Annotated in this window: 21 protein-coding genes; 15 read left to right on the forward strand and 6 right to left on the reverse strand. The window is 73.9% G+C overall.

The annotated features are described in order from the left end of the window. Positions 1 to 139: 139 nt before the first annotated feature. From ACIGO8_RS15780 to ACIGO8_RS15790, 3 genes are all read right to left on the reverse strand, one after another. Positions 140 to 2440: an FtsX-like permease family protein gene (locus ACIGO8_RS15780; protein ID WP_399729791.1), complete on the reverse strand. Its 2301-nt coding sequence runs from the start codon at positions 2438 to 2440 to the stop codon at positions 140 to 142. Further along, positions 2434 to 3336, reverse strand: coding sequence for an ABC transporter ATP-binding protein (locus ACIGO8_RS15785; RefSeq protein ID WP_399729794.1), 903 nt, complete (start codon positions 3334 to 3336; stop codon positions 2434 to 2436). Before ACIGO8_RS15785 ends, ACIGO8_RS15780 begins: the two co-directional genes overlap by 7 nt. Positions 3337 to 3406: 70 nt before the next feature. Further along, the gene (locus ACIGO8_RS15790) at positions 3407 to 4270 is read right to left on the reverse strand and encodes an NAD(P)H-binding protein (protein ID WP_399729797.1); all 864 of its coding nucleotides are present in this window, start codon (positions 4268 to 4270) and stop codon (positions 3407 to 3409) included. 116 nt (positions 4271 to 4386) lie between these two features. Here ACIGO8_RS15790 and ACIGO8_RS15795 point away from each other — a divergent pair, with 116 nt between their 5' ends. The 7 genes from ACIGO8_RS15795 (at position 4387) to ACIGO8_RS15825 (ending at position 11083) form a co-directional block, all read left to right on the forward strand. Next, positions 4387 to 4779 (forward strand): winged helix-turn-helix transcriptional regulator, encoded by a 393-nt coding sequence (locus tag ACIGO8_RS15795; protein WP_399729800.1) that lies wholly within the window; start codon positions 4387 to 4389, stop codon positions 4777 to 4779. Continuing rightward, positions 4776 to 5912 carry a DUF2786 domain-containing protein gene (locus ACIGO8_RS15800; RefSeq protein WP_399729803.1) on the forward strand — a complete coding sequence of 379 codons (1137 nt, stop codon included), beginning with the start codon at positions 4776 to 4778 and terminating at the stop codon, positions 5910 to 5912. Before ACIGO8_RS15795 ends, ACIGO8_RS15800 begins: the two co-directional genes overlap by 4 nt. 346 nt (positions 5913 to 6258) lie before the next feature. Further along, positions 6259 to 8307 carry an FUSC family protein gene (locus ACIGO8_RS15805; protein WP_399729806.1) on the forward strand — a complete coding sequence of 683 codons (2049 nt, stop codon included), beginning with the start codon at positions 6259 to 6261 and terminating at the stop codon, positions 8305 to 8307. 101 nt (positions 8308 to 8408) lie between these two features. Further along, positions 8409 to 9017 carry a hypothetical protein gene (locus ACIGO8_RS15810; RefSeq protein ID WP_399729809.1) on the forward strand — a complete coding sequence of 203 codons (609 nt, stop codon included), beginning with the start codon at positions 8409 to 8411 and terminating at the stop codon, positions 9015 to 9017. A gap of 83 nt (positions 9018 to 9100) precedes the next feature. Continuing rightward, entirely contained in the window at positions 9101 to 9775 is a 675-nt protein-coding gene (locus ACIGO8_RS15815; RefSeq protein ID WP_399729812.1) for a SigE family RNA polymerase sigma factor, read from the forward strand. Next, positions 9772 to 10656 (forward strand): hypothetical protein, encoded by an 885-nt coding sequence (locus ACIGO8_RS15820; RefSeq protein ID WP_399729815.1) that lies wholly within the window; start codon positions 9772 to 9774, stop codon positions 10654 to 10656. Before ACIGO8_RS15815 ends, ACIGO8_RS15820 begins: the two co-directional genes overlap by 4 nt. 214 nt (positions 10657 to 10870) lie before the next feature. Beyond that, positions 10871 to 11083 carry a DUF397 domain-containing protein gene (locus tag ACIGO8_RS15825; protein ID WP_399730104.1) on the forward strand — a complete coding sequence of 71 codons (213 nt, stop codon included), beginning with the start codon at positions 10871 to 10873 and terminating at the stop codon, positions 11081 to 11083. Between the two features lie 74 nt (positions 11084 to 11157). Here ACIGO8_RS15825 and ACIGO8_RS15830 read toward each other — a convergent pair whose 3' ends face one another. Then, positions 11158 to 11670 carry an ATP-binding protein gene (locus ACIGO8_RS15830; RefSeq protein WP_399729818.1) on the reverse strand — a complete coding sequence of 171 codons (513 nt, stop codon included), beginning with the start codon at positions 11668 to 11670 and terminating at the stop codon, positions 11158 to 11160. 325 nt (positions 11671 to 11995) lie between these two features. On the opposite strand from ACIGO8_RS15830, the gene ACIGO8_RS15835 reads away from it, so the two are divergent. The 7 genes from ACIGO8_RS15835 to ACIGO8_RS15865 all read left to right on the forward strand — a co-directional run bounded on the left by ACIGO8_RS15835 (position 11996) and on the right by ACIGO8_RS15865 (position 19076). Then, positions 11996 to 12868 (forward strand): helix-turn-helix domain-containing protein, encoded by an 873-nt coding sequence (locus ACIGO8_RS15835; protein ID WP_399729820.1) that lies wholly within the window; start codon positions 11996 to 11998, stop codon positions 12866 to 12868. Positions 12869 to 12963: 95 nt separating this feature from the next. After that, positions 12964 to 14430 (forward strand): aldehyde dehydrogenase family protein, encoded by a 1467-nt coding sequence (locus tag ACIGO8_RS15840; protein ID WP_399729823.1) that lies wholly within the window; start codon positions 12964 to 12966, stop codon positions 14428 to 14430. 115 nt (positions 14431 to 14545) lie between these two features. Then, positions 14546 to 15085, forward strand: a complete 540-nt coding sequence (locus tag ACIGO8_RS15845; protein WP_399729826.1) for a DinB family protein — start codon at positions 14546 to 14548, stop codon at positions 15083 to 15085. A 41-nt stretch (positions 15086 to 15126) separates the two neighbouring features. Next, positions 15127 to 15768: a PadR family transcriptional regulator gene (locus ACIGO8_RS15850; protein ID WP_399729829.1), complete on the forward strand. Its 642-nt coding sequence runs from the start codon at positions 15127 to 15129 to the stop codon at positions 15766 to 15768. A 178-nt stretch (positions 15769 to 15946) separates the two neighbouring features. Beyond that, entirely contained in the window at positions 15947 to 16918 is a 972-nt protein-coding gene (locus ACIGO8_RS15855) for an ATP-binding cassette domain-containing protein (protein ID WP_399729832.1), read from the forward strand. A gap of 32 nt (positions 16919 to 16950) precedes the next feature. Then, on the forward strand, positions 16951 to 17715 hold the full coding sequence (locus ACIGO8_RS15860) for an ABC transporter permease (RefSeq protein ID WP_399729835.1): 765 nt from the start codon (positions 16951 to 16953) through the stop codon (positions 17713 to 17715). A 95-nt stretch (positions 17716 to 17810) separates the two neighbouring features. Further along, complete coding sequence (locus ACIGO8_RS15865; RefSeq protein ID WP_399729838.1) at positions 17811 to 19076, forward strand: WD40/YVTN/BNR-like repeat-containing protein; 1266 nt, start codon at positions 17811 to 17813, stop codon at positions 19074 to 19076. Positions 19077 to 19090: 14 nt separating this feature from the next. On the opposite strand, the gene ACIGO8_RS15870 is transcribed toward ACIGO8_RS15865, so the two are convergent. Further along, a complete protein-coding gene (locus ACIGO8_RS15870) occupies positions 19091 to 20506 on the reverse strand; it encodes a glutamate decarboxylase (protein ID WP_399729840.1) in 1416 nt (471 codons plus the stop codon). A 35-nt stretch (positions 20507 to 20541) separates the two neighbouring features. Beyond that, complete coding sequence (locus ACIGO8_RS15875; protein WP_399729843.1) at positions 20542 to 21810, reverse strand: ion channel protein; 1269 nt, start codon at positions 21808 to 21810, stop codon at positions 20542 to 20544. 112 nt (positions 21811 to 21922) lie between these two features. Between ACIGO8_RS15875 and ACIGO8_RS15880 the strand changes: the two genes are divergently transcribed. Then, a complete protein-coding gene (locus ACIGO8_RS15880; RefSeq protein WP_399729846.1) occupies positions 21923 to 22693 on the forward strand; it encodes a MerR family transcriptional regulator in 771 nt (256 codons plus the stop codon). The last annotated feature ends 5 nt before the right edge of the window (positions 22694 to 22698 follow it).

Below are 22698 nucleotides of genomic sequence, written 5' to 3' on the forward strand. Positions count from 1 at the left end.
CGGCCAGCGCCTGAGACGGCGGCGGAAGGCGGCGATGCAGACGGAGGCGGGAGCCGGTGACGGCCACGGAGGCGGGCCGGGACGGGGACCCGGCTCCGACCCCGGTCCCTGTCCCGTCCCGACTTCCCAGCCTCACCCCTCAGCGGCCCAGCCGCCACGCGGGGAGGACGGCGGCCGCGGTCGCGACGCCCGCGCACACCGCCGTCGCCGCGCCGATCGTGGTCCAGGGAACGGTCAGGGCGACCGGCGCGGAGAGGGCCGCGAGCGCGGCGCCCAGGCCGCCGAGGCAGACGGCCGTGACGGCGAGCCCGAGGACGGCGCCGACCGCGACCGCGAGGAGCGCCTCGCCCGCGACGACCCGCAGCACCTGGGCGCGGGTGGCGCCCGCGAGGCGGAGTGCGGTCAGTTCCGGGCCGCGGACCGAGGTGGCCATGAGCTGGGTGTTGGCGAGCGCGATCACCGTGTAGACGAGCGCGATGCCGAGGACCAGGAGCAGGCCGAGCCGGGTCTGCGGAGTGGTGGCCGGGTGGGTGGCCGCGGCCCATTCGTCGACGGTCCGGACGGTTGCGGCGGTGGGGGCGGGCGGGGCGCCCGGCGAGGCGGCGCCGGCCGGGGCGGTCGCGACGGTTCGGGCGGTCGCGGTCGCGGTGGCGGTCGTTCGGCCGGTCGCGGCGGGCGGGGCCTGGCCGTCGCCGGGTGCCGTGGTCGGGCGGCGGTCCGTGTCGATCCGGTCCACGGTTGCGCCCGGGGCGTTCGCCCAGGTCACGTAGGGCCCGTTGGAGCCGGTGCCCGGGGCGAGGACGGCGGCGATCCGCAGCTGGACCGGGCCGCGGCCGTCCGCGAGCCAGACCTCGACCGTCTCGCCGACCGTCCGCCGCTCGAACTCCTCGTTGACGACGATCGAACGGTCGTCGAGGTCGCGCGGGTCGCCCGCGACGACCGGCAGGCGGGCGTGCGAGGCCCAGACGACGGGGTCGGCCACGGCGCGGGCGCCGTACTTGACCAGGGCCTCGGCCCCGTCCCGTACGAACACGGAGGTCGCGCCCGTGGCTCCGGCGGCCCGGGGCAGGCTCCGCCCGCCGCCGCCCGTCGTCACGTACGCCGCGGTCGTCTGCTGCCGCGCCTCCGCCGCCTTCGCGGCCGTCACCGTCGCCGCCGAGCCGAGGAGCGTGCCCGCGAGGGCGACCGTCACGAGGACGGGCGCGGCGACGGCGGCGGTACGGCGTACGGCGGCCGCCGCGTTCGCGCGCACGAGCATCCCGGTCGCCCCGGGCAGCCGCACCGCCCGGGCCGCCGGCCGCACGAGGAGCGGGGCGAGCAGCGCGATGCCGCTGATCAGGAGCATGGGCTGGGTCGTGTACGTCTTGCGTTTGAGCAGTTCGGCCGGCTCGGTCGCGTACGTCCACACCAGCAGGCTCAGGCCCCCGAGCAGCAGGGCCGCGCCGCACAGGGCCCGGCCGCGGGGCAGGACGTCGGTGTCGACGTCCGCCTCCTGCAGGGCTGCCGTCGGGCCGACCCGCCCGGCGCGCCGTGAGGCGGCGGCCGCGCCCACGAGGGCAACGGTCACGCCGGTCCAGAAGGCGGCGTGGTACGGCCACGGCACCGCGCCGGCCCCGCCCCCGGCCGCCCCGCCCGCCTCGATCGTGAACCAGGGCGGTGCCACCCCGCCGTCCACCAGCGCCCGGGCCAGCCGGGGCGCGCCCCACGCGCCGAGCAGGCAGCCGGCGGCGGAGGCGAGGACGCCGACGCCCGCCGCCTCGGCCAGCAGCATCCGCCGTACCTGGCCGGGAGTGGCGCCGGCGGTGCGCAGCAGCCCGTACTCGCGCCGGCGCAGGGCCACGGCGAAGGCGAAGGTGGAGGCGACGACGAAGACGGAGACGAAGGCGGTGACGCCGCCGGCGGTGCCGAGCAGGGCGTTGAGGGTGACGAGGGCCTGGTCGTCGCGGGCGGCCTCCGGGTCCGCGGCCCGCCGCTCGGCGCCGGTGAGCACCCGGGCCCGGTCACCGACCAGGGCCCGGACCTCGGCGGCCGGGCCGTCGACGCCGACGGCGTCGGGGCCGGCGGGCGTTGCGCCACCGGCTCCGGCTGCTCCAGCCGCGCCACCGGCTCCGGCTGTTCCAGCGGCTTTGTCCGTGACGGTGGTCCAGCGGGCGCGCAGTTCGCGCAGGAGTTCGTCGTCCACAGGCTGTGGACGGTCGAGCGGAGCGGTCACGACCACCTTCTCCGGCCCGCGCCGCACCTCCACCGCGAGCCGGTCCTGACCCTGCACGACGACGGGCGCGGACGCGAATCGCACCGGCGCGCGCTCGGGCGCGCCCAGGGTGGCGGACAGCCCGAGCCCCATGACGGCGACGAGCCCGACGCCCAGCGCGAGCGCGGTGAAACCGCCGAGGAAGGAGGCCCAGCGGGCCCGCAGCCCGGCGACGACGACGGTCAGCACGCGACACCGGCCACGGGCGAGACGGACACGGCGGACGCGACGGGCGCAGCGGGCGAGACAGGCGCAGCGGGCGAGACAGGCGTGGCGGGCGTGGCGGGCGCGAGGGTGTCCGGAGCATCGAGGGCCTCGAGGCCTGCCATCCGGGCGGCGACCGCCTCCGCGGTCGGCGCGGTCAGCTCGCCGCGCACCCGCCCGTCGGCCAGGAACACCACCCGGTCGGCCCGGGCCGCCGCCACCGGGTCGTGGGTCACCATGACGACCGTCTGCCCGTCGTCGTCGACGAGGGCGCGCAGCATGTCCAGGACCTCGCGGCCGGTGGTGGAGTCGAGCGCGCCGGTCGGTTCGTCGCCGAAGAGCACCGCGGGCCGGGTGATGAGCGCGCGGGCGAGGGCGACCCGCTGCTGCTGCCCGCCGGACAGTTCGCCCGGCCGGTGCCGTTCGCGGCCCGCGAGGCCGACCCGGGCGAGCGCGTCCCGCACCTGCGTACGGGAAGGGCGGCGGCCGGCGAGCCGGAGCGGGAGGGCCACGTTCTGGGCGGCGGTGAGCGACGGGAGCAGATTGAAGGCCTGGAAGACGAAGCCGATCCGGTCCCGCCGCAGCAGGGTCAGCCGCCGCTCGCTCAGACCCGCCAGCGCGATGCCGTCGATCTCCACGCTGCCGGCCGTCGGCCGGTCGAGCCCGGCCGCGCACCGCAGCAGCGTGGACTTCCCGGACCCGGAAGGGCCCATGACGGCGGTGAACGTCCCGGTGGGGAAGTCGAGGTCGACGCCGTCGAGGGCGCGCACGTTGCGGTGGTGCCGGCGCAGGTCACGGAGCCGTACGGCGACGGTGTGCGCACCGGTGGAGGCCGTGCCGGTGGCGGTCGTGCCGGGCGAGGTGGGGTTCTTCGAGGTCATGCCTCAAGCGAACCGTTTCCGCCCGCCCCGATCACGACCACCAGCGGGCGTCCGGCAGGTAGGCCTGGCCCTACCCTTCCCGTACCGACTGCTCCCGTACGGACTCCCCGGCGGACTCCCGTACGGCCGCTACGAACACCTCCAGCGGGTCCCGCGGCTCCCGCCCGCCCAGCAGTTCGCGCAGATCGCTCTTCGCCACCCCGGAGCCGTCCAGGAAGCCGTGCGCGATCGCCGAGTACGTGCTCGCCAGCATCGGCACCTGGAAGGCCTGCGCCCCGGACGCGGCGATCGCGGTACGGGCCTCCGCGAGCGTCGTCGGCGCGTACGTGGCGCCCAGCGCCGCCGCCAGGTCGGCGCCGCCCAGTGGACGCTCGCCGACGAGCTCGTAGACGCGGCCCGCGTGCGGCGCCGGGTCGGTCGCGACGGAGACGGCGACATCGGCCAGGTCGGCGCGGGCGACGACGGCGATCGTGCCGTCGCCGAGCGGCCCGGTGATGCGGTGGTCGGCGTCGGGCGAGGCGATCCAGGTCAGGAGCTCGGCGTAGAGGCCGTTGCGCAGGATCGTCCAGTTCGTGCTCGAGCCGGAGCGCTTCAGGCGCCGCTCGGTCCAGCGGTGGGCGAGGGCGTACGTGAGGTGGTCGCCGTCGCCGGAGAGGCTGGTGTAGACGATGTGCCCGACACCGGCCCGCTCGGCGGCGGAGATCGCGGCCTCGTGACGGGCCACGACGACGTCGTCCTCCCCGTAACCGGCCGATATCAGCAGCAGCGTGTCGATCCCGGCGAAGGCGTCCGGCAGGGTCGACGGGTCGTCGAAGTCGACGAGCCGGGTGCCGGGCAGTCCGGCGCGGGTGCCGAGGACGACGTCGTCGCGGCCGGCGAGGCGCTCGGCGACGAGCGAACCGAGTGCGCCGGAGACTCCGGTGACGAGCAGCATGGTTTCCCCCCGAGAATGAATGGTGGTGACAGTGGTGAGAGTGGTGACGGTGGTGACGGCGAGGTGCCGGTGACCATCGTGACGAGGCGGGCGCGACCACGGAAGGAGGCACATTGATGTCGGAGAGGCACACGGACGTAACCACCACCCCGGTGGTCAGCTGCGCCGAGGAGTGCGGCGTACGGGACGTCCAGGACCGGCTCGGCGACAAGTGGACGGTCCACGTCGTCGTCGAACTCGCCGCCGGGCCACGGCGGTTCAAGGAGCTCCAGCGGCTGGTCGACGGCGTCTCGCAGCGCATGCTGACCTTCACCCTGCGCCGCCTCGAACGGGACGGACTCGTCTCCCGGGAGGTCTTTCCCACCATTCCGCCGCAGGTCGAGTACGCCCTCACCGAGACCGGACACAGCATGACCCACCTGATCAAGCAGCTGATCGACTGGTCGCTCGACCATCGCGCCACCATCAGCCGCGCCCGCGAGGAGTGGGACGCGAGGCACCCGGCATGAGCACGGTCACCGACGCTCTGAAGGCGCTGTACGCGGACGAGGGCGACGCCCACGCCCTCGACACCGCCGCCTCCCTGCTCGCCGCGGACCGCACCGGCGCGGTCGACGCCGAACTGGCGCGGAGAGGAGAGGAGTTCGTTCGCACCCTGTGGACGCGCGGCTGGCAGCCGGCCGACCTCGTCCGTACGGCCCGCCGCGAACTGTCCGACGAGCACGTGCGGTTGCTGGCCGGCCTCGTCCGCTCGCAGACCGCCGGCTACGAACGCCTCCCGCACCGCTGGCAGGCCCAGATCGACGCGCTCGACGACCTCACCGCCTGGAAGGCGCCCGACCGCTTCTCGTACGCGACGGCCGTCCTGGAGCTCTACCGGCTCCTGGTCCGGCTGCCTCGCCTCGACGCCGTCGGACCCGTGCCCGGCGAGGCCCTGCCGCCCGCCGCCGTGGGCGAGCCGAAGACGCTGACCAGGATCAGGGCGCTGCTGGCGAAGGCCGAGGCGACGACGTACGCGGAGGAGGCCGAGGCCCTGACCGCCAAGGCCCAGGAGCTGATGGCCCGGCACAGCCTCGACGAGGCCACGCTCGCCGCGGGCGCGCCGTCGCCGGAGACGCCGGGCGCGGTGCGGATCGGCGTGGACCCGCCGTACGAGCAGGCCAAGGCGATCCTCCTCGACGCGGTCGCGACCGCGAACCACTGCCGGGCGGTGTGGAACGAGGCCTTCGGTTTCTCGACGGTCGTCGGCTTCGAGGCCGACCTCGAAGCGGTCGAGCTGCTCTACACCTCGCTGCTCGTGCAGGGCACGGCGGCGATGACGCGGGCCGAGGCGGAACAGCGGGCGGGCGGGCGCAAACGGACCAAGTCCTTCCGGCAGTCCTTCCTCCTCGCGTACGCGAACCGGCTCGGCGCGCGGCTCGCCGCGACGAGCCGGCGGGTGGCCGCGGAGGTACCGACGCTGCTGCCGGCGCTCGCCTCCCGCGAGGTGGCGGTCGCGGCGCGCACGGACGAGCTCTTTCCGGAGACGCGGGCGACGAGGGTGCGGGGGGCGTGGGACGAGGCGGGGTGGACGCACGGGACGTCGGCCGCCGACCGCGCGGGCCTCTCGACCCCACCCGCCCGCCGCAAACTCCACCCGTAGCCCCGCCGCGCCCGCGCGGCCCGTCGCCTGCCCTCGCGGCGCGCCTTGCCCACCCGCCGTGTGGGCATTCGTCCCGCTGGGGCGGGACGGGTGGGCACACGGGACGGCGCCCTTGCGGGCGCGTTCCGCACCTGCGCCTGAACCCGCACCCGGAGCGCGGCGCCCTCGTGGTGCGGGCCCAGGCGCGGGAGCCTAGGCCCGGCAAGGGGCGCCGTCCGTTGTGCCCACCCGTTCCGCCCCAGCGGAACGAATGCCCACAACACGGTGGGCGCCGCCCAGGCGGCGCCCGCACCGCAGATGTGGTGGAAGCGGATGGTTTGTGCAGGTCCTCGATAAGGTCGGGCGCATGAGTTGGCTCAGGGCGTTGAAGGAGACCGCCCGTTCCGGGCTCGCCCTCGAGCGGCGCCGGCTCGAGCCGCTCGTCGCCGCCCGCGGCGCCCTCGGCCTCGCGCTCGTCGTCGGAGCGACGCTCGCCCTGTTCGGCCCGTCGGTCGCGGCCTCCTCCGCGTTCGGCGCCTTCCAGGCGGCCATCGCGACCTTCCAGCGCTCCTACCGCCCCCGCCCCACCCTCGCCCTCGCCTCCGGCGCGAGTCTCGCCCTGTCGACGTTCCTCGGCTATCTGACCGGCGCGCACCTCGTGCTGTTCCTCCTGCTCCTCGCGCTGTGGACGTTCCTCGCCGGGCTCGCCTGGGCCGTGGGCCCGACCGTCGGCATCATCGCCTCGTCCAACGTGGCGATCATGCTGGTCACGGTCACCCTGCCCACCTCCGTCGCCACCGCCGCCGGCCACGCCGCGATGATCGCGGTCGGCGGCCTGGTGCAGGCCGTGCTGATCGTGCTGCTGCCCGTGCGCCGCTGGGGCGCCCAGCGCGACGCGCTCGCCGACGCGCTCGCCGCGGAGGCGGACTACGCCCGCCGGCTGCGCCACGACCCGACCGCGCCCTTCGATCCCGTCCCGCTGATGACGGCCCGCAGCGCCGCCGCCGTCACCCCGCGCCAGGCCCGCCGCCGCCCCGGCGAACTGCACGGCGCGCGCGGTCTGGCCGAGCGGATCAGGCCGGTGCTCGCCTCGCTCGCGGACCCGGCGGTCGGGGCGCCGGCCGAGGGTCCGCAGCGGGCCCGGGTGCGGGAGCTGCTCGGTGCGGCGGGCCAGGTCCTGGACGCCTGCGCGCACGCCATCCGGCACGGCGAACCGGTGGACCTCCCGCCGCCGGCCGTGGCCGCGCTCCGTACGCCCGACACCGGCGCCGTCCTGGCCGGCGCGCCCCGCCGTGCCGCCGCCCGGCTCGCCGCGCTGCTCGGCGACGTCGTCGAGACGGCGGAGCCGCGTACGGAGACGGCGGCCGAGGCCCGCGCCCGCCCGACCCTGCTCCGGCTCGTCCCGGTCGCGCTCGGCCGCATGCGGGCGGAGCTGCGGCACGACTCGCCGGTCCTGCGGCACGCGGTGCGGGTCACGGCGGTGGCCACCTCCGGCTATCTCCTCGGCACCGCCCTGCCGCTCGGCCACGGCTACTGGGCGCCCATGGCCTCCGTCATGGTGATGCGCCCGGACTTCACGCAGACGTACGCGCGGTCCGTGGCCCGGTTCGGCGGCACGCTCGTCGGGGTGGCCCTGGCGACCGGGATCGTGCAGGCCGCCCACCCGGGCACGTATCTGTCGGCGACGCTCGCGGTGGTGTGCGCCTTCGGCATGTACCTGTTCATGCGGACGGGTTACGCGGTGAGCCAGGCCTTCGTCGCCGCGTACGTCGTCTTCCTCCTGGGCATGGTCGGCGAGGGCCTCACCCAGACGGTCCGCGAGCGGGTGCTCCTCACCCTGCTCGGCGGAGTGCTCGCGATGGCGTCGTACGCCGTCTATCCGGCCTGGGAGACACCTCGGCTGCGAGGCCGCCTGGCGGACTGGCTGACGGCGAACGGGCGGTACGCGGCCCGCGTCGTCGCCCACTACGCCGAACCGGCCGGCGGCCCCGCCAGCCCCGACGTCCGCGAGGCCCTGCTGGACACCCGTACGGCCCGGATCGCCTGGCAGGAGGGCGTGGCCCGGGCGACCCACGAACCGGTGCGGCACCGCGGCCTCTCGCACACGGCGGCGGGCGACGCGGAGCACGCGATGGCCCAGTTCGGGCGGGTCGCGATGCTCCTGGAGGCCCATCTTCCGGAGCGCGGCGCCCCGCCCGTACCGGCCGCCGCGGCCCTCGCGGAGGCCCTGCGGCGGGCGACGGAGCGGGGCGCGAAGGCGCTGCGGGAACGCCAGGTGCCGGGCTGGGGCGAGCTGCGGGAGACGGTCGAGGCCTGGGACCGCGGCGAGGGCGCGCCGGACCACTTCCTGCTCCACAAGGGAGCGGTGCTGCTCCTGGAGGCGCTCGACGAGCTGTCGGCGGCGCTGGAGCGCTGAGAATCCCGGCCGGCCGTGTCATCCGTCGGCGGGCCGGCGGGAGTTGGAAGAGATGAGGACCGCTCACCGCTCGACCGTCCGTCATCGTCAGGAGCCGACGAATGAAGAGATACCTGCCGGCCGTCGCCGTGGCCGCCGCCGTGGCTTTCGCGGCCGTGGCCGCGACCGCCGCGCCCACGGCCATGGCCACCCCCGCGTTCGCGCCCGCGCCCGGGAAACCGGCGGCCACCACCGCCTCCACCCCCACCGCCTCCACCTCCACCACCGCCGTCACCAAGTCGCCTGTCCGCGTCGTCCGGTCCGGCGAGCGCGTCGACGCAGGCCGCGGCTGGACGGTGTGGCTGACGCGCGAGGGCAAGCACTGGGCCGGGCCCGACGGCTTCGAGAACTTCCGCAGCGTCGTCGACGGCAACATCGACCCCTCCGAGCCCGGCGTCAGCCACCAGTCGGAGGGTGACCAGAACGGCGTCTTCCACTCCGGCCTCTACTACGGCACCCGGAAGGCCGGGAAGGTCGTCCTGACCGGTCAGGACGGCACGACGACCACGGCCGTTCTGCTCGAACTCCCCGGCCGTCCCGGCTGGGGCGTCTGGTACGCGCACGCCGCAGCGGAGGGCAAGGGCGGAGCCGCCGTCGCGCTCTACGACCGGCAGGGCCGGCTGCTCGCCGAACTCCCGGGCTGGGACGGCCGGGACGGCCGGAACGGCTGATCCCGAGCGTGCGTGTCTCCTGGCAGGGCCCGGCACGGGGCGGGCCCTGCCCCCTTCCCTCAGCGAGTACGAGGACCGTCACCGTGTCGTACGAGTCGTACGAGCCCGCCAAGCCCGCCAAGCCCGCCGAGCCCGCCACACCGGCACCCGCCCTCCCACCGGTCCAGCCGCCCGCCCAGGCGCCCGTCCTCGCGCCCGCCGACGAGGACGACGGCTTCGCCGCCTTCGCGGTCGCCGCCTGGCCGCGCCTCGTCCGCACGGCGCAACTTCTGACCGGCGACTTCCACGAGGCCGAGGACCTGGTGCAGACGACCCTCGCCAAGGTGTACGGCCGCTGGCGCCGCGTCCCGCGCGGCGAGATCGACTTGTACGTGCGGCGCGCCCTGGTCAACAACAACCTCAGCCGGCTGCGCCGCAAGCGCGTGGTCCACCTGCTGACGCCGGTGCTTCCGGAGTCGGTGCGGCACGCGTACGCCGGTCACGCCGAGGCGGTCGAACGGCGCACCGCGCTCGTGGCGGCGCTCGGAGACCTGCCGGCGCGGCAGCGGGCGGTGATGGTGCTGCGGTACTGGGAGGACCTGAGCGAGCAGGAGATCGCGACGGTGCTCAACTGCTCGATCGGCACGGTGAAGACGCATGCCCGGCGCGGCCTCGCGGCCCTGCGCGGCCATCCCGGTCTCGCCCTCGCGGACCTTCCCGCCTCCAGCGCATCCGCAGCCCCCAGCGGCCCCCACATCCCCACCGGAGCCCGCCGATGACTCCCGCGTACGACTCCGACCGCGGTCCCGCGTACGACTCCGCCCGCGGTCCCGACCGCGGCCCCGCCCCCGCCTCCGAGCACGGCCCAAACGACGATCCCGCCCGCGCCCGCGAGCACGGCCCTGCCTCCGAGCACGGCCCCGCCCCCGAGTCCGACCACGATCCCGATGTGGAGCGCCGGCTCCGCGCCGCGCTCGCGCGCGCCGCACACGACGTCACGCCGGGGCCGGTGCCGCTCGCGGCCGTCCGCCGTCGGGGCCGGGCCCACCGGCGCCGCCGGGCCGTCACGTTCGCGACCCTCGCGGTGCTCTCGGTCTCGGGCGCGGCCACGGTCGTGGCCCTGTCGCTGCCCGGCTCGCGAGGTGCGGCCGGGCCGGCGGCGCCGCCGGCCCTGTCCCGTACCGCCGTGGCCGCACCGAGCCGGCCCGCACCGCCCGTCGCGCCTCCGGTGACGGCCGTGCGCGTGGTGCAGCCGGGGCAGCGGCTGGACGTGGGCCGGGGCTGGAAGGTGTGGCTGACGGGCGAGGGCAAGCACTGGGCGGGGCCGGACGGCTACGAGAACTCCCGCAGCGTCACGGACGGCAACGTGGAGACGTCCGAGCCGGGCGTCACGTACCAGTCGGAGGGCGACCAGAAGGGCACCTTCCATTCCGGCCTCTACTACGGCACGCGCGCCGCGGGCCGGGTCGAGCTGAGGTACGCGGACGGCCGGACCGTCCCCGCCGCGCTCCTGGAGCTGCCGGGGCGGCCGGGCTGGGGCGTCTGGTACGTCTACACGCCGGCGTCGCCGGGCGACCGGGTCGAAGGCCCGGACCCGACGCCGAGCGTGGCCCTCTACGACCGCTCGGGCACGCGTCTCTCCCAACTCGCCGGAAGGTGAACCGGATCGGCCCGCGGCGCGTCTCAGCTCCCGGGCCGACACGGGCTTACCGACCGGTAGCACGCTGAGTCGTGTAGTCGCTACGCCACCCCTCGTGCACGTGCATCTGCTCATGCATCGGCATATGAACACAGCTATGATCCGAGGAAGTTGACACGTGCACCAAGATCTCGGGGAGCTACCAGTGCATCACGCGGACCACGCGTACAACGGCATGGCGGCCACGGAGCTTCGTGGTGTCGTGTGGCAGAAGAGCAGGCTCAGCAACTCCCAGGGCGCGTGCGTGGAGTTCGCGAAGCTGCCCGGCGGGAACGTCGCCGTGCGCAACTCGCGCCATCCCGAGGGCCCCGCGCTCGTCTACACGCCCGCCGAGATCGAGGCCATGATCGCGGGCGCCAAGGCCGGCGAGTTCGACCACCTGGTGTGACGCCCGTGGCGGCGTGGCGGTACGCGAAGGGGCCCCGGTGACGACCGCACCGGGGCCCCTTCCCGTCATCACTCCTACTCCGGTCCCAGCCGGAACAGCGCCCACACCACCTTGCCCTGCAGCGTCCCCGCGAGCGGGTGCCAGCCCCAGCTGTCGCTGAACGACTCCACCAGGAACAGGCCCCGGCCCGACTCGGCGGCGAAGTCCTCGGCGCCCTCGCGGGCCTCCGGGCTCTCCTTGCTGGGGTCGCGCACGGCGCACACCAGGCGTGAGGCCCAGCGCATCAGGTGCAGCCGGACGGGCGGGTTCAGGCCTTCCTCGAAGCCCGCGTCCGTTCCGGCCGACTCCTTCGGCAGCGCGTGCCGCAACGCGTTGGTGACGAGCTCGGACACGACGAGGGCGACGTCGTCGAAACGGTCGGCCAAATTCCAGTTGTCGAGCGTCTGGCTCGTGAACTTCCGGGCGCCGCGCACCGCTTCGTAGCGGGGCGGCAGTGCGCAGGAGGCCGAGTTGGAGACGGTCGCCGGGTCGATCGGCGGAAGCCCCTGCCGTAACGGCTCGAGCATGGTCGATCCATTCGGTCCCATGCGAGGCACTCCCGGGAATCGCGGCGGTGGTGCGACAAAGGCGGTGCGACAACGGTGCGGCAGCACGCGAGTACGCGGGCGGCGCGAGCACCATGGTTCCGAATGCGCCGAAGGGATGCAAGGGCAGATGCACGTGCACGCGCCGGACCTGTCCTGCCACGTGCCGATTCGGTGGATAAGTCGTTCACACGTCTTGCCGAAGCTGCCCGGAACCCGCCCTCTATCCGTAATCGAATGTGTACGCGCTGAAGCGTTTAGTGGCAGAATCCGGGGCTCGACGGGGGCTCGGGAGTGGGAGCAGCACCGTGAAGGGGAGGCTGGAGCCGTGACGGCAGGCGAATCGAGCGGGGCAAGCGGGAGCGTGGTGCGCCGCATCCTGCTGGGCTCCCAGTTGAGGCGACTGCGCGAATCGCGTGGCATCACCCGGGAAGCCGCCGGTTACTCGATCCGGGCGTCCGAATCCAAGATCAGCCGTATGGAGTTGGGACGGGTGAGCTTCAAGGCCAGGGACGTCGAGGATCTGCTCACGCTCTACGGAGTCAGCGAGGAGAACGAGCGCGGCGCGCTCCTCAGCCTCGTCCGCGAGGCCAACGTGGCCGGCTGGTGGCACAGCTTCGGCGACGTGCTCCCGGGCTGGTTCCAGACGTACATCGGCCTCGAGGGTGCCGCCTCCCTCATCCGCTTCTACGAAGTGCAGTTCGTGCACGGCCTGTTGCAGACCGAGGCCTACGCCCAGGCCGTCGTGACCCGGGGCATGCCCGGCGCCCCGCGCGCCGAGATCGAGCGCCGGGTCGCGCTGCGTCTGGAGCGGCAGAAGGTCCTCGTCTCGGAGAACGCCCCGCACGTCCACGCCGTCCTCGACGAGGCGGCGCTGCGCCGCCCGTACGGTGACCGCGCCGTCATGCGGGGTCAGTTGCGGCACCTCATCGAGATCTCGGAGCACCCCAACGTGACGCTCCAGGTCATGCCCTTCAGCTTCGGCGGGCACGCGGGCGAGAGCGGCGCCTTCACCATGCTGAGCTTCCCCGAGTCCGACCTGTCCGACGTCGTCTACCTGGAGCAGCTGACCAGCGCGCTGTACCTCGACAAGCGCGAGGAGGTCGGCCAGTACGGGCGCGTGATGGAGCGTCTGCAGGCGGACAGCCCGGACCCGGCGGAAAGCCGGGATCTCCTTCGAGGACTCCTGCAACTCTCGTAAGACATAAGTACGATGACGGGACATCAGTGAGGCAGCTGGGACGCGTCAGCTGTCCCGTGCCGACGTCCGCCACCGCGGGTAAGGGGTCTCGTTCCATGGCTGCCTCGTCCTACTTCACCGAACTGGCCCACCAGTACATCGACGGCGAGTGGAAGCCCGGCAGCGGCTCCTGGGACATCATCGACTTCAACCCGTACACCGGGGAGAAGCTGGCGGCCATCACGATCGCCACCGTCGCCGAGGTCGACCGCGCCTACCGGGCCGCCGAGCGCGCCCAGGCGGCCTGGGCCGAGACCAACCCGTACGCCCGCCGGCTCGTCTTCGAGCGGGCGCTGCGGATCATCGAGGAGCGCGAGGAGGAGATCGCGGAGGCGATCGTCGCCGAGCTCGGCGGTACCCGCCTGAAGGCCGCCTTCGAGCTGCACCTGGCGAAGGAGTTCCTGCGCGAGGCGGTCCATCTGGCGCTGCGCCCCGAGGGCAGCATCCTGCCCTCGCCGGTGGACGGCAAGGAGAACCGCGTCTATCGCCTCCCGGTCGGCGTCGTCGGCGTCATCTCGCCCTTCAACTTCCCCTTCCTCCTCTCCCTCAAGTCGGTGGCCCCGGCCCTCGCCCTCGGCAACGCCGTCGTGCTCAAGCCCCACCAGAACACGCCGATCTGCGGCGGCACCCTCGTCGCCAAGGTGCTGGAGGACGCCGGCCTCCCGGCCGGCCTGCTCAACGTCGTCGTCACGGACATCGCCGAGATCGGCGACGCCCTGCTCACCCACCCGGTCCCGAAGGTCATCTCCTTCACCGGCTCCGACCGCACCGGCCGTCACGTCGCCACCGTCTGCGCCCAGCACTTCAAGCACGCCGTGCTCGAACTCGGCGGCAACAGCGCCCTGATCGTCCTCGACGACGCCGACGTCGACTACGCGGTCGACGCGGCCGTCTTCAGCCGGTTCGTGCACCAGGGGCAGGTCTGCATGGCCGCCAACCGGATCCTGGTGGACCGCACCCTGGAGGCGGAGTTCACCGAGAAGTTCGTCGCGAAGGTGAAGGGCCTGCGGGTCGGCGACCCGGCCGACCCGGCGACCCACATCGGTCCGCTGATCAACTCCCAGCAGGCCGAGGCCGTCTCGGCGCTCGTCGACCAGACGGTCGCGGACGGCGCGACCGCCCTCCTGCACGGCTCGGTCGACGGCAGCCTGGTGTCGCCGTCCGTCCTCACCGGCATCACCGCCGACGCGCCCGTCCTCGGCCAGGAGATCTTCGGCCCGGTGGCCCTGATCGTGCCCTTCGACGGCGAGGACGAGGCCGTACGGATTGCCAACGACACCCCGTACGGGCTGAGCGGCGCCGTGCACACGGGCGACGTCGAGCGGGGCGTACGGATCGCCAAGCGCATCCACACCGGCATGATCCACATCAACGACGGCACCGTGCACGACGAGCCGATCGTGCCGTTCGGCGGCGAGAAGCACTCGGGCGTCGGCCGGCTGAACGGCGACGCCATGATCGAGGTCTTCACCACCCGCAAGTGGATCTCCATCCAGCACGGCCGCAGCAGGTTCCCCTTCTAGGCCACCGCCTTTCCTCACCGCCTTTTCTGCGTTGAGGACCGTAGTTGTCCGCAAGGGTCCGTAGCGTGGTCGGTGTCGGAAAGAGAACACCCACGTACGACGGAAGGCGGCAGTCATGGTTGCTCTTGTTCCCCCGGAGAACCCCGGCGACGAGCGCGGCGCGTTCCTCAACTTCATCGAGGCGCAGCGCGCCGCGATCGTCCGGGCGGCCTTCGGGCTCACCGAGGAGCAGGCGGCGAGCCGCCCCAGCGCCAGCGAGCTGAGCCTCTCCGGCCTGATCAAGCACGTCGCCGAGGTCGAGCTCAACTGGCTGCGGCTCGCGCAGCAGCGGCCGAACGAGCGGCAGCGCAGCCAGGAGACCTGGGGCGACGCCTTCCGGCTCCTCGAAGGCGAGACGGTCGAGGAGACCGTGGCCTTCTGGCGGGGCGTGGCCAAGGAGACGGAGGACTTCGTCCGGAGCGTGCCCAGCCTGGACGACACCTTCCCGCTGCCGCCGGCGCCCTGGTTCCCCAAGGACGGGCGGGTCTCGGTGCGCTGGATGCTGCTGCACCTGGTCCAGGAGATGGGCCGGCACGCCGGGCACGCGGACATCGTCCGGGAGTCCCTGGACGGCAAGGGCTCCTTCGAGCTGATCGAGCTGGAGAGCAGGGCATAGCGCATCTACCCTTGTCAAAATTGACTAGGGAGGTCCGTGGGATGTCGGCGATCCGCCTTCTCGTCCTGGGCGCGGTCAAGATGCACGGCCGCGCCCATGGCTACCAGGTGCGCAACGACCTGGAGTACTGGGGCGCGCACGAGTGGTCCAACGCCAAGCCGGGCTCGATCTACCACGCGCTCAAGCAGATGGCGAAGCAGGGACTGCTCACCGCCGACGAGAGCGCGCCGAGCACGGCGGGCGGCCCGCCGCGGGTCGAGTACGAGATCACGGACGCCGGGCGGGAGGAGTACCTCCGGCTGCTGCGCGAGGCCCTGTCCACGTACGACCAGGCGACGGACGTCCTGTCGGCGGCGCTCGGCTTCGTGGTGGACCTGCCGCGCGCGGAGGCGGTGGAGCTGCTGCGGGCCCGGGTGCGGGGCCTGGACGAGTGGCGGGCCGCGGTGACCGGGTACTACACGCCCGAGGGCGGTCCGGAGCCGCTCGGCCACATCGGCGAGATCATGCACTTCTGGGTGTCCACGGCGGACGCGGGCCGGGAGTGGACGCTGGGCCTGATCGAGCGGATCGAGGGCGGGGCGTACGTGTTCGCGGGCGAGGGCGAGCCCTTCGTGGGAGTGCTGGCGGAGGGCCAGGAGAATCCGTACGCGACGGGGCGCGAGGACGACTCCTTCGACTCCTAGACCGACTCCTGGACCGACTCCTGGGCCGACTCCTGGGCCGACTCCTGGGCCGACTCCCAGGCCGTCGGCGCCCGCTGTCCTCGTCTCGTAATCAAGTTTGACTAGCTGTCGTGGTGGGCATAGCCTCTCCGCCGAGCGACTGGTCAAATTTGACTAAGTGGTTTACGGGAGGAAACGAATGTCAAGGGACGAAGCGATCCTCATGGAAGGCGCGCGCAAGCGCTACGGCGACAAGCCCGCGCTCGACGGCCTCGACCTGGCCGTCCGCCGCGGCACGGTGCACGGCCTGCTCGGCCCCAACGGCGCCGGCAAGACCACGAGCGTCCGGGTCCTGGCCACGCTGCTCCGGCACGACGAGGGCGTGGTGCGGGTGGCCGGTCACGACGTACGGCGCCAGGCCGCCGAGGTGCGGCGCCGGATCGGACTGCTCGGCCAGCACGCGGCGCTCGACGAGGAGCTGTCCGGGCGGCAGAACCTGGAGATGTTCGGGCGCCTCCACCACCTGGGCGCGCGGGGCGCGGGGCGGCGCGCGGACGAGCTCCTGGAGCGGTTCGGGCTCGCGGGCACCGGCCGCACGTCCGTACGGCACTACAGCGGCGGCATGCGGCGGCGGCTCGACTTGGCCGCCTCGCTGATCACCGACCCGGAGGTGCTGTTCCTCGACGAGCCGACCACCGGGCTCGACCCGCGCGGGCGCGGCGAGGTGTGGGAGTCCGTGCGGTCCCTGGTCGGCGGCGGCACGACCGTGCTCCTGACCACCCAGTACCTGGAGGAGGCCGACCAGCTGGCCGACCGGATCTCGGTCGTCGACCGCGGCCGGGTGGTCGCCGACGGCACGCCGGACGAACTGAAGGCCCTGGCCGGCCGGGACCGTATCGACGTCGTCGTACGGGACGGGGCCCGGCTCGACGAGGCGGTGCGGCTGCTGCCGTGCGAGCCGCAGGACGGCGCCGAGATGGACGTCGACCGGGACCGGCGGCGGATCAGCGTGCCCGTACGGGACCGGATGGCGTCGCTGGCGCAGACCGTACGGGCCCTGGAGGCGGCCGGCATCGAGGCGGAGGACGTGGCCCTGCGCCGGCCCACGCTCGACGAGGTGTTCCTGCGACTGACGAACGGCACACGGGCCGAGGAGGAGGTGGCCGCATGAGCGCGGCGTACGCGGGTCGGGAAGGTGGCCGCATGAGCGCGGCGTACGCGGTGAGCGACTGCTGGACCATGACCCGGCGGGAGCTGGCGCACTGGGGGCGGCGGCCCGGGCAGGTCGTCGTCGGGCTCGTCTTCCCGGTCATGATGCTGCTGATGTTCGGCTACCTGGTCGGCGGAGGGCGCGGCATCGAGGGCGACTACGTCGACTTCCTCGTGCCCGGGATGCTCACGCTGACCATGGTCTTCGGGCTCGAGGGCACGATGACGGCGGTCACGCAGGACCTGAACAAGGGCGTGATCGACCGCTTCCGCGCCATGCCGATGACCGACGGCGCGGTGCTGGTCGGGCGGGCGGCGGCGGACATGCTCCAGTCGACGGTCGGGCTGCTGGTGATGGTCGGCGTCGGATACGCGATCGGGTGGCGGGCGCACGGCGGCGCCGGCGCGTTCGTGGGCGCGCTGGGGCTGCTGCTCCTGCTGCGCTTCGCGATGCTGTGGATCGGGATCTTCCTGGCGCTGGTCGCGGGGCGGCCGGAGCTGGTGCAGGCGGTGCAGATCCTGGTCTGGCCGGCCGGTTTCCTCTCCAACGCCTTCGCCACGCCCGAGGCCATGCCGGGCTGGCTGGGCGCGGTCGTGGAGTGGAACCCGATGTCGGCGACGGCGACGGCGGTGCGCGATCTGTTCGGCTCGCCCGGCGGCGAGCCGGGCTGGGTGGGCGCGGCGGTCCTGTGGCCGGTGGCGCTGTTCGCGGTGTTCTTCCCGCTGGCGGTGCGGAGGTTCGGGCGGCTCGGGAGGTGATCGCGGAAATCGGTGCGGCGCGGGTGGGAACCCGGAGGCGGTGAGCGGTGTAACAGAGGCAGACGAAGAACGCGGAGGAGAGCAGGGGGAGTTCGATGCGCGGTTCCTTCACGGCGGCCTGGGCCGCTCTGCTTCTGATGGTGATGTCGGCGACGGCGGCGTGCACGGCGCCGTCCGAGCGCCCGGGGCCGGGGCCGGGGGCGGAGTCGAGGCCGGGGGCGTCCTCGCCCGCGCGGCCGGCGGCTCCGTCGCCCGGCGGCGCCTTCGGCGCTCCGGCGCGGATAGCGTCCGCGCCGGGGCTTCCCGGCTGGGCGCACAGCGTGGGCTTCGCCGCCGACGGCAGCGGGTTCGCGCTGCTCGTCGGGTGCGTGACGGACGAGGCCCGGCCGGCGGACGGCTTCTGCCGGCAGCAGGTCGCCGCCCTGGACCCGGGCGCGCGGGCATGGGCGCTGCGCGCCACGCCGCTGCCCGAGATACCGCCGTCGCGAGGTGTCACCGCGGGGCTCACGGTGCTGGGGCCGGGGCGCGCAGTGATCGAGGACGGCGGCGGGGAGGAGCCGGAGCGGACCTGGTTCACCGGCGACGGCGGCCGGAGCTGGCGCGCGGTCGAGCGGCGCTCGGTCGGCACGGCCCCGCTGATACCCGAGGGCGCGGCCCTCGCCACGGAGTGCGTGGCGCCGGCCGGAGGCACGCCGGACGAGTGCGTCCGCGCGCGGCTGGTGGTGATCTCGCCGCAGGACGGGCGGCGCCGGGCCCTGGCCCGGGTGCCGGCGCTCGGGGACCGGCCGCTGCCGGCGGCCGGGGCGGAGCCCGACGGCTCCTGGTGGGTGTCGGGCACCGACCCGTCGGGCCGGGTCGCGGTCGCCTTCTCCCGTGACGCGGGCCGCAGTTGGACGGTGAGCCGGCTGCCGGGCGACGGTGCCGGCGCGCCCGGCCGGGGCGCTCCGGGGCGGGGTGTGTCGGTGGCGGTCGGGCCGGACGCGGTGTACGCGGCGGAGCTGGGCGAGCTGCCGGGCGAGCCGGTGAAGAACCCGGTGCGGGCGCTGCACCGTTCGCTCGACGGCGGCCGGACCTGGACCCGGATGCGGACCACGGGCCGGGCCGGGGAGCCGCGCACGCTCCTGGGCCTGCCGGTGCCGGGGCCGGGCGGCCGGGTGACGGTGCACGGCGAGCTGTCGGCGTACGTGAGCACGGACGGCGGCCGCACCTTCCGGCCCGCCGGCGAGGGCACGTCCTGGATACGGCGCACCGGCGTCGGGCTGCTGCGCGAGAGCGACCGCTGCCGGTACGCGACGAGCCGGGACGGGCTGCGCTGGTCGGAGTTCTCGCTGGCCTGCGAGGACGGCGGCGCCGGCGGGTAGCCGCGGCCGGGCGGTCAGTGGTGAAAGGCGGTCGCGGCGTCCTTGTCGTGGGTGAAGGGGCGTGACTGGCGCCGCAGTTCGGGAAGGAGGCGGCTCAGGTCCTCGACGAAGAGGTCCGCCAGGTCGGCGGAGAAGCCGTTGCGGCAGACGACCCGCAGCACCGACAGGTCCTCCCGGTTCGCGGGGAAGGTGTAGGCGGGGACGAGCCAGCCCTGTTCGCGAAGCCGCCGTGAGACGTCGAAGACGTCGAAGGAGGTGACGTCGGGAGCGGTGGTGAAGGCGAACACGGGCAGCTGGGAGCCGCGGGTGAGGAGCTGGAAGTCGCCCATGGCGTCGATGCGTTCGGCGAGGCCCCGGGCCACGTCCCGGGTGGCCTGCTGGACGGCCCGGTAGCCCTCCCGGCCCAGCCGGAGGAACGTGTAGTACTGCGCGACGACCTGGGCGCCGGGCCGGGAGAAGTTGAGGGCGAAGGTCGGCATGTCGCCGCCCAGGTAGTTGACCCGGAAGACGAGTTCCTCGGGGAGTTCGGCGGGCGAGCGCCACAGCGCCCAGCCGACGCCCGGATAGACCAGTCCGTACTTGTGGCCGGAGGTGTTGATGGAGGAGACGCGGGGGAGCCGGAAGTCCCAGACGAGGTCCTCGTCGAGGAAGGGGGCGATCATGGCGCCGGAGGCGCCGTCGACGTGGACGGGGATGTCGAGACCGGTGCGGGCCTGCAGGTCGTCGAGGGCGGCGCAGATGTCGGCGACCGGCTCGTAGGAGCCGTCGAAGGTCGAGCCGAGCACGGCGACGACACCGATGGTGTTCTCGTCGCACAGCGCCGCGGCGGAGGCCGCGTCGAGGTGGAAGCGGTCGCCGTCCATGGGCACGAGCCGCGGCTCGACCTCCCAGAAGTTGCAGAACTTCTCCCAGCAGACCTGGACGTTGACGCCCATCACCAGGTTGGGGCGGGCGCCCGGGTAGCGGTCGGCGTTGCGCGCGGCCCAGCGGCGCTTGAGGGCCATGCCGGCGAGCATGCAGGCCTCGCTCGAACCGGTGGTGGAGCAGCCGACGACGGCGGCGGGGTCGGGCGCGTTCCACAGGTCGGCGAGCATGGCGACGCAGCGGCGCTCCAGCTCGGCGGTGCGCGGGTACTCGTCCTTGTCGATCATGTTCTTGTCGCGGCACTCGGCCATCAGGACTCCGGCCTGCGGCTCCATCCAGGTGGTGACGAAGGTCGCCAGGTTGAGGCGGGAGTTTCCGTCGAGCATCAGCTCGTCGTGCACGAGCTGATAGGCGCTCATCGGCGGCAGCGGCCGGTCCGGCAGCCGGTGGTGCGGCGGGGCCTCGGTCATGCCGCCGACCGGGTTGGCCTCGCCGTAGAACGGGTTGAGGGCGAGGCGGCGGGAGGGTTCGGCCTTCGGCCGGTCGGGACCCTGGTGCAGCGCCACGGTGGGCTCCTTCGGTGCGGGACGGTGGATGCGGCTCAGCGCAGGGCGTGGCCGTGTTCGTCGAGTTCGAGCTGGGGGCGGCCGGTGACGACCAGCCAGGCGGGCAGGGAGGCGAGACACAGCAGGACGAGCATCGAGGGTGAGGAGGCGATCACGGCGGCGATGAACAGGCTGATCCAGCCCTGCCGGGTGGTGGCGAGCACGATGCCGAGGACGGCGCAGGAGACGGCGACCGTGGGGTTCATCTCGGGGACGAGCGCCTGGGCCGTCAGACCGAACGCGGTGCCGACGAAGACGGCGGGGAAGACCCGGCCGCCGCGGAAGCCGCAGGAGGCGGCGACCACCAGGGCCACCAGCTTCACCACGGCGAGCCTGGCGAGCTCGCCCGAGCCGAGGGTGCCGATCGACGCGACCAGTTCCTTCGTCTCGTCCAGCCCCTTGAACAGGGTCAGGGACCCGCCGAGCGCGCCGAGCAGCCCCAGGACCAGACCGCCGAGCGGCAGTGCCAGCATCGGGTGCCTCAGCCGCCCGAAGGCGCGGTGGACGAGCGGGAAGGCGTAGCAGGCGAGGAGCCCGAAGGCGGCGGCGAGCGGCGCGACGACGAGCGCGGCGAGCAGGTCCTCGTATCCGGTGTCGTCCAGCCCCGGCAGTCCCATGGCGAAGGTGGGGCGGGCGATCAGCTGGGTGGTGAGGGCGCCCGCCCCGGCGGCCAGCAGCGGGGCGAACAGCCGGTCCCACAGCGAGCCGGGCCCGGGCTTGCCGACCAGGGCCTCGGAGATGACGAGGGCGGCCGCCACCGGCGTACCGAACAGGGCGCCCAGGGTGGCGGCGGCGGCCAGCTGGACCCAGAACAGGCCCGGCACGGCCGGCAGCAGTTTGCGCCCCGCCCAGTAGGTCAGGGCGATGGCGGCCTCGATCGTCGGGCTCTCCGGGCCGAGGCTGACGCCGCCGGCGAGCGTGAGGATGCTGGCCAGCAGCAGACCGGGCACCACCACGGGTGCGATCGGCGGTCCGCCGAGCCCCACCGAGGCCGGGTCCGGGCCGGCGTGCCCGGGGACCTTCCAGACGACCAGGCCGACGGCGATGCCGCTCGCCGTCAGCATCACGATCATCCACAGCGAGGAGTAGTGCCCGATGCCGAGCGCGTCCGGAAGGGTGTCCCACAGGACGTCCTTGAGCCGGTCCGCGACGGCGCTGATCCCCAGGAACAGCAGCCCCGATCCCACGCCCACCACGAGCGCGGGCAGGATCTGGGGCAGCAGGACCCTCACGGGCGCCTCGGAGGCGGGTGTCTCGGTGGCCACCGCTCCACCATAAGTGAGCAAATGCCGCAGAACATGACGAAATTAGGGCTTGCACCTCACGTCGCGTCAGGACCCAGGCTGACGGGTGAACCAACGAGGAAGGGGGAGGCCGATGGGCTGGTCCGTGGGACAGGTCGCCGGCTTCGCCGGGGTCACGGTGCGCACCCTGCACCACTACGACGCGATCGGACTGCTCTCGCCGGGCGGCCGCAGCGCGGCGGGTCACCGCCGCTACGACGACGCGGACCTCGACCGGCTCCAGCAGATCCTGTTCTACCGGGAGCTCGGCTTTCCCCTCGAAGAGGTCGCCGTCCTCCTCGACGACCCGCGCGCCGACCCGCAGGAGCACCTGCGGCGGCAGCACCGGCTGCTCACCGCGCGCATCGGGGAACTGCGAAGGATGGCGGCGGCCGTCGAGCACGCCATGGAGGCGAGAAGAATGGGCATCAACCTCACGCCCGAGGAGAAGTTCGAGGTCTTCGGCCACAAGGACCCCGAGCGGTACGCGGAGGAGTCCGCCCGACGCTGGGGCGGCACCCACACGTACGAGGAGACCCAGGCCCGTGTCGCGACGTACACCAAGGACGACTGGCAGCGCATGAAGGAGGAGATCGACGCCTGGGGCGCCGCCTACGGAGCCCTCATGGACGCCGGCGAGGCCCCGGCCTCGGCGGCCGCGACCGAGCTGGCCGAGGCCCACCGCGCCCACGTCACCAAGTGGTTCTTCGACTGCCACCCGAAGATCCACCAGGGCCTCGCCGAGATGTACGTCTCCGACGAGAACTACCGGGCCTTCTACGAGTCGATCCACGAGGGCCTCGCCGAGCACCTGCGCGCCGCGATCCACGCGAACGCGCGGCGCCTGGGCGTGCGGGACCGCTAGGAGCG

This window comes from Streptomyces sp. NPDC053493, from assembly GCF_044544825.1.
Classification (GTDB): Bacteria; Actinomycetota; Actinomycetes; order Streptomycetales; family Streptomycetaceae; genus Streptomyces.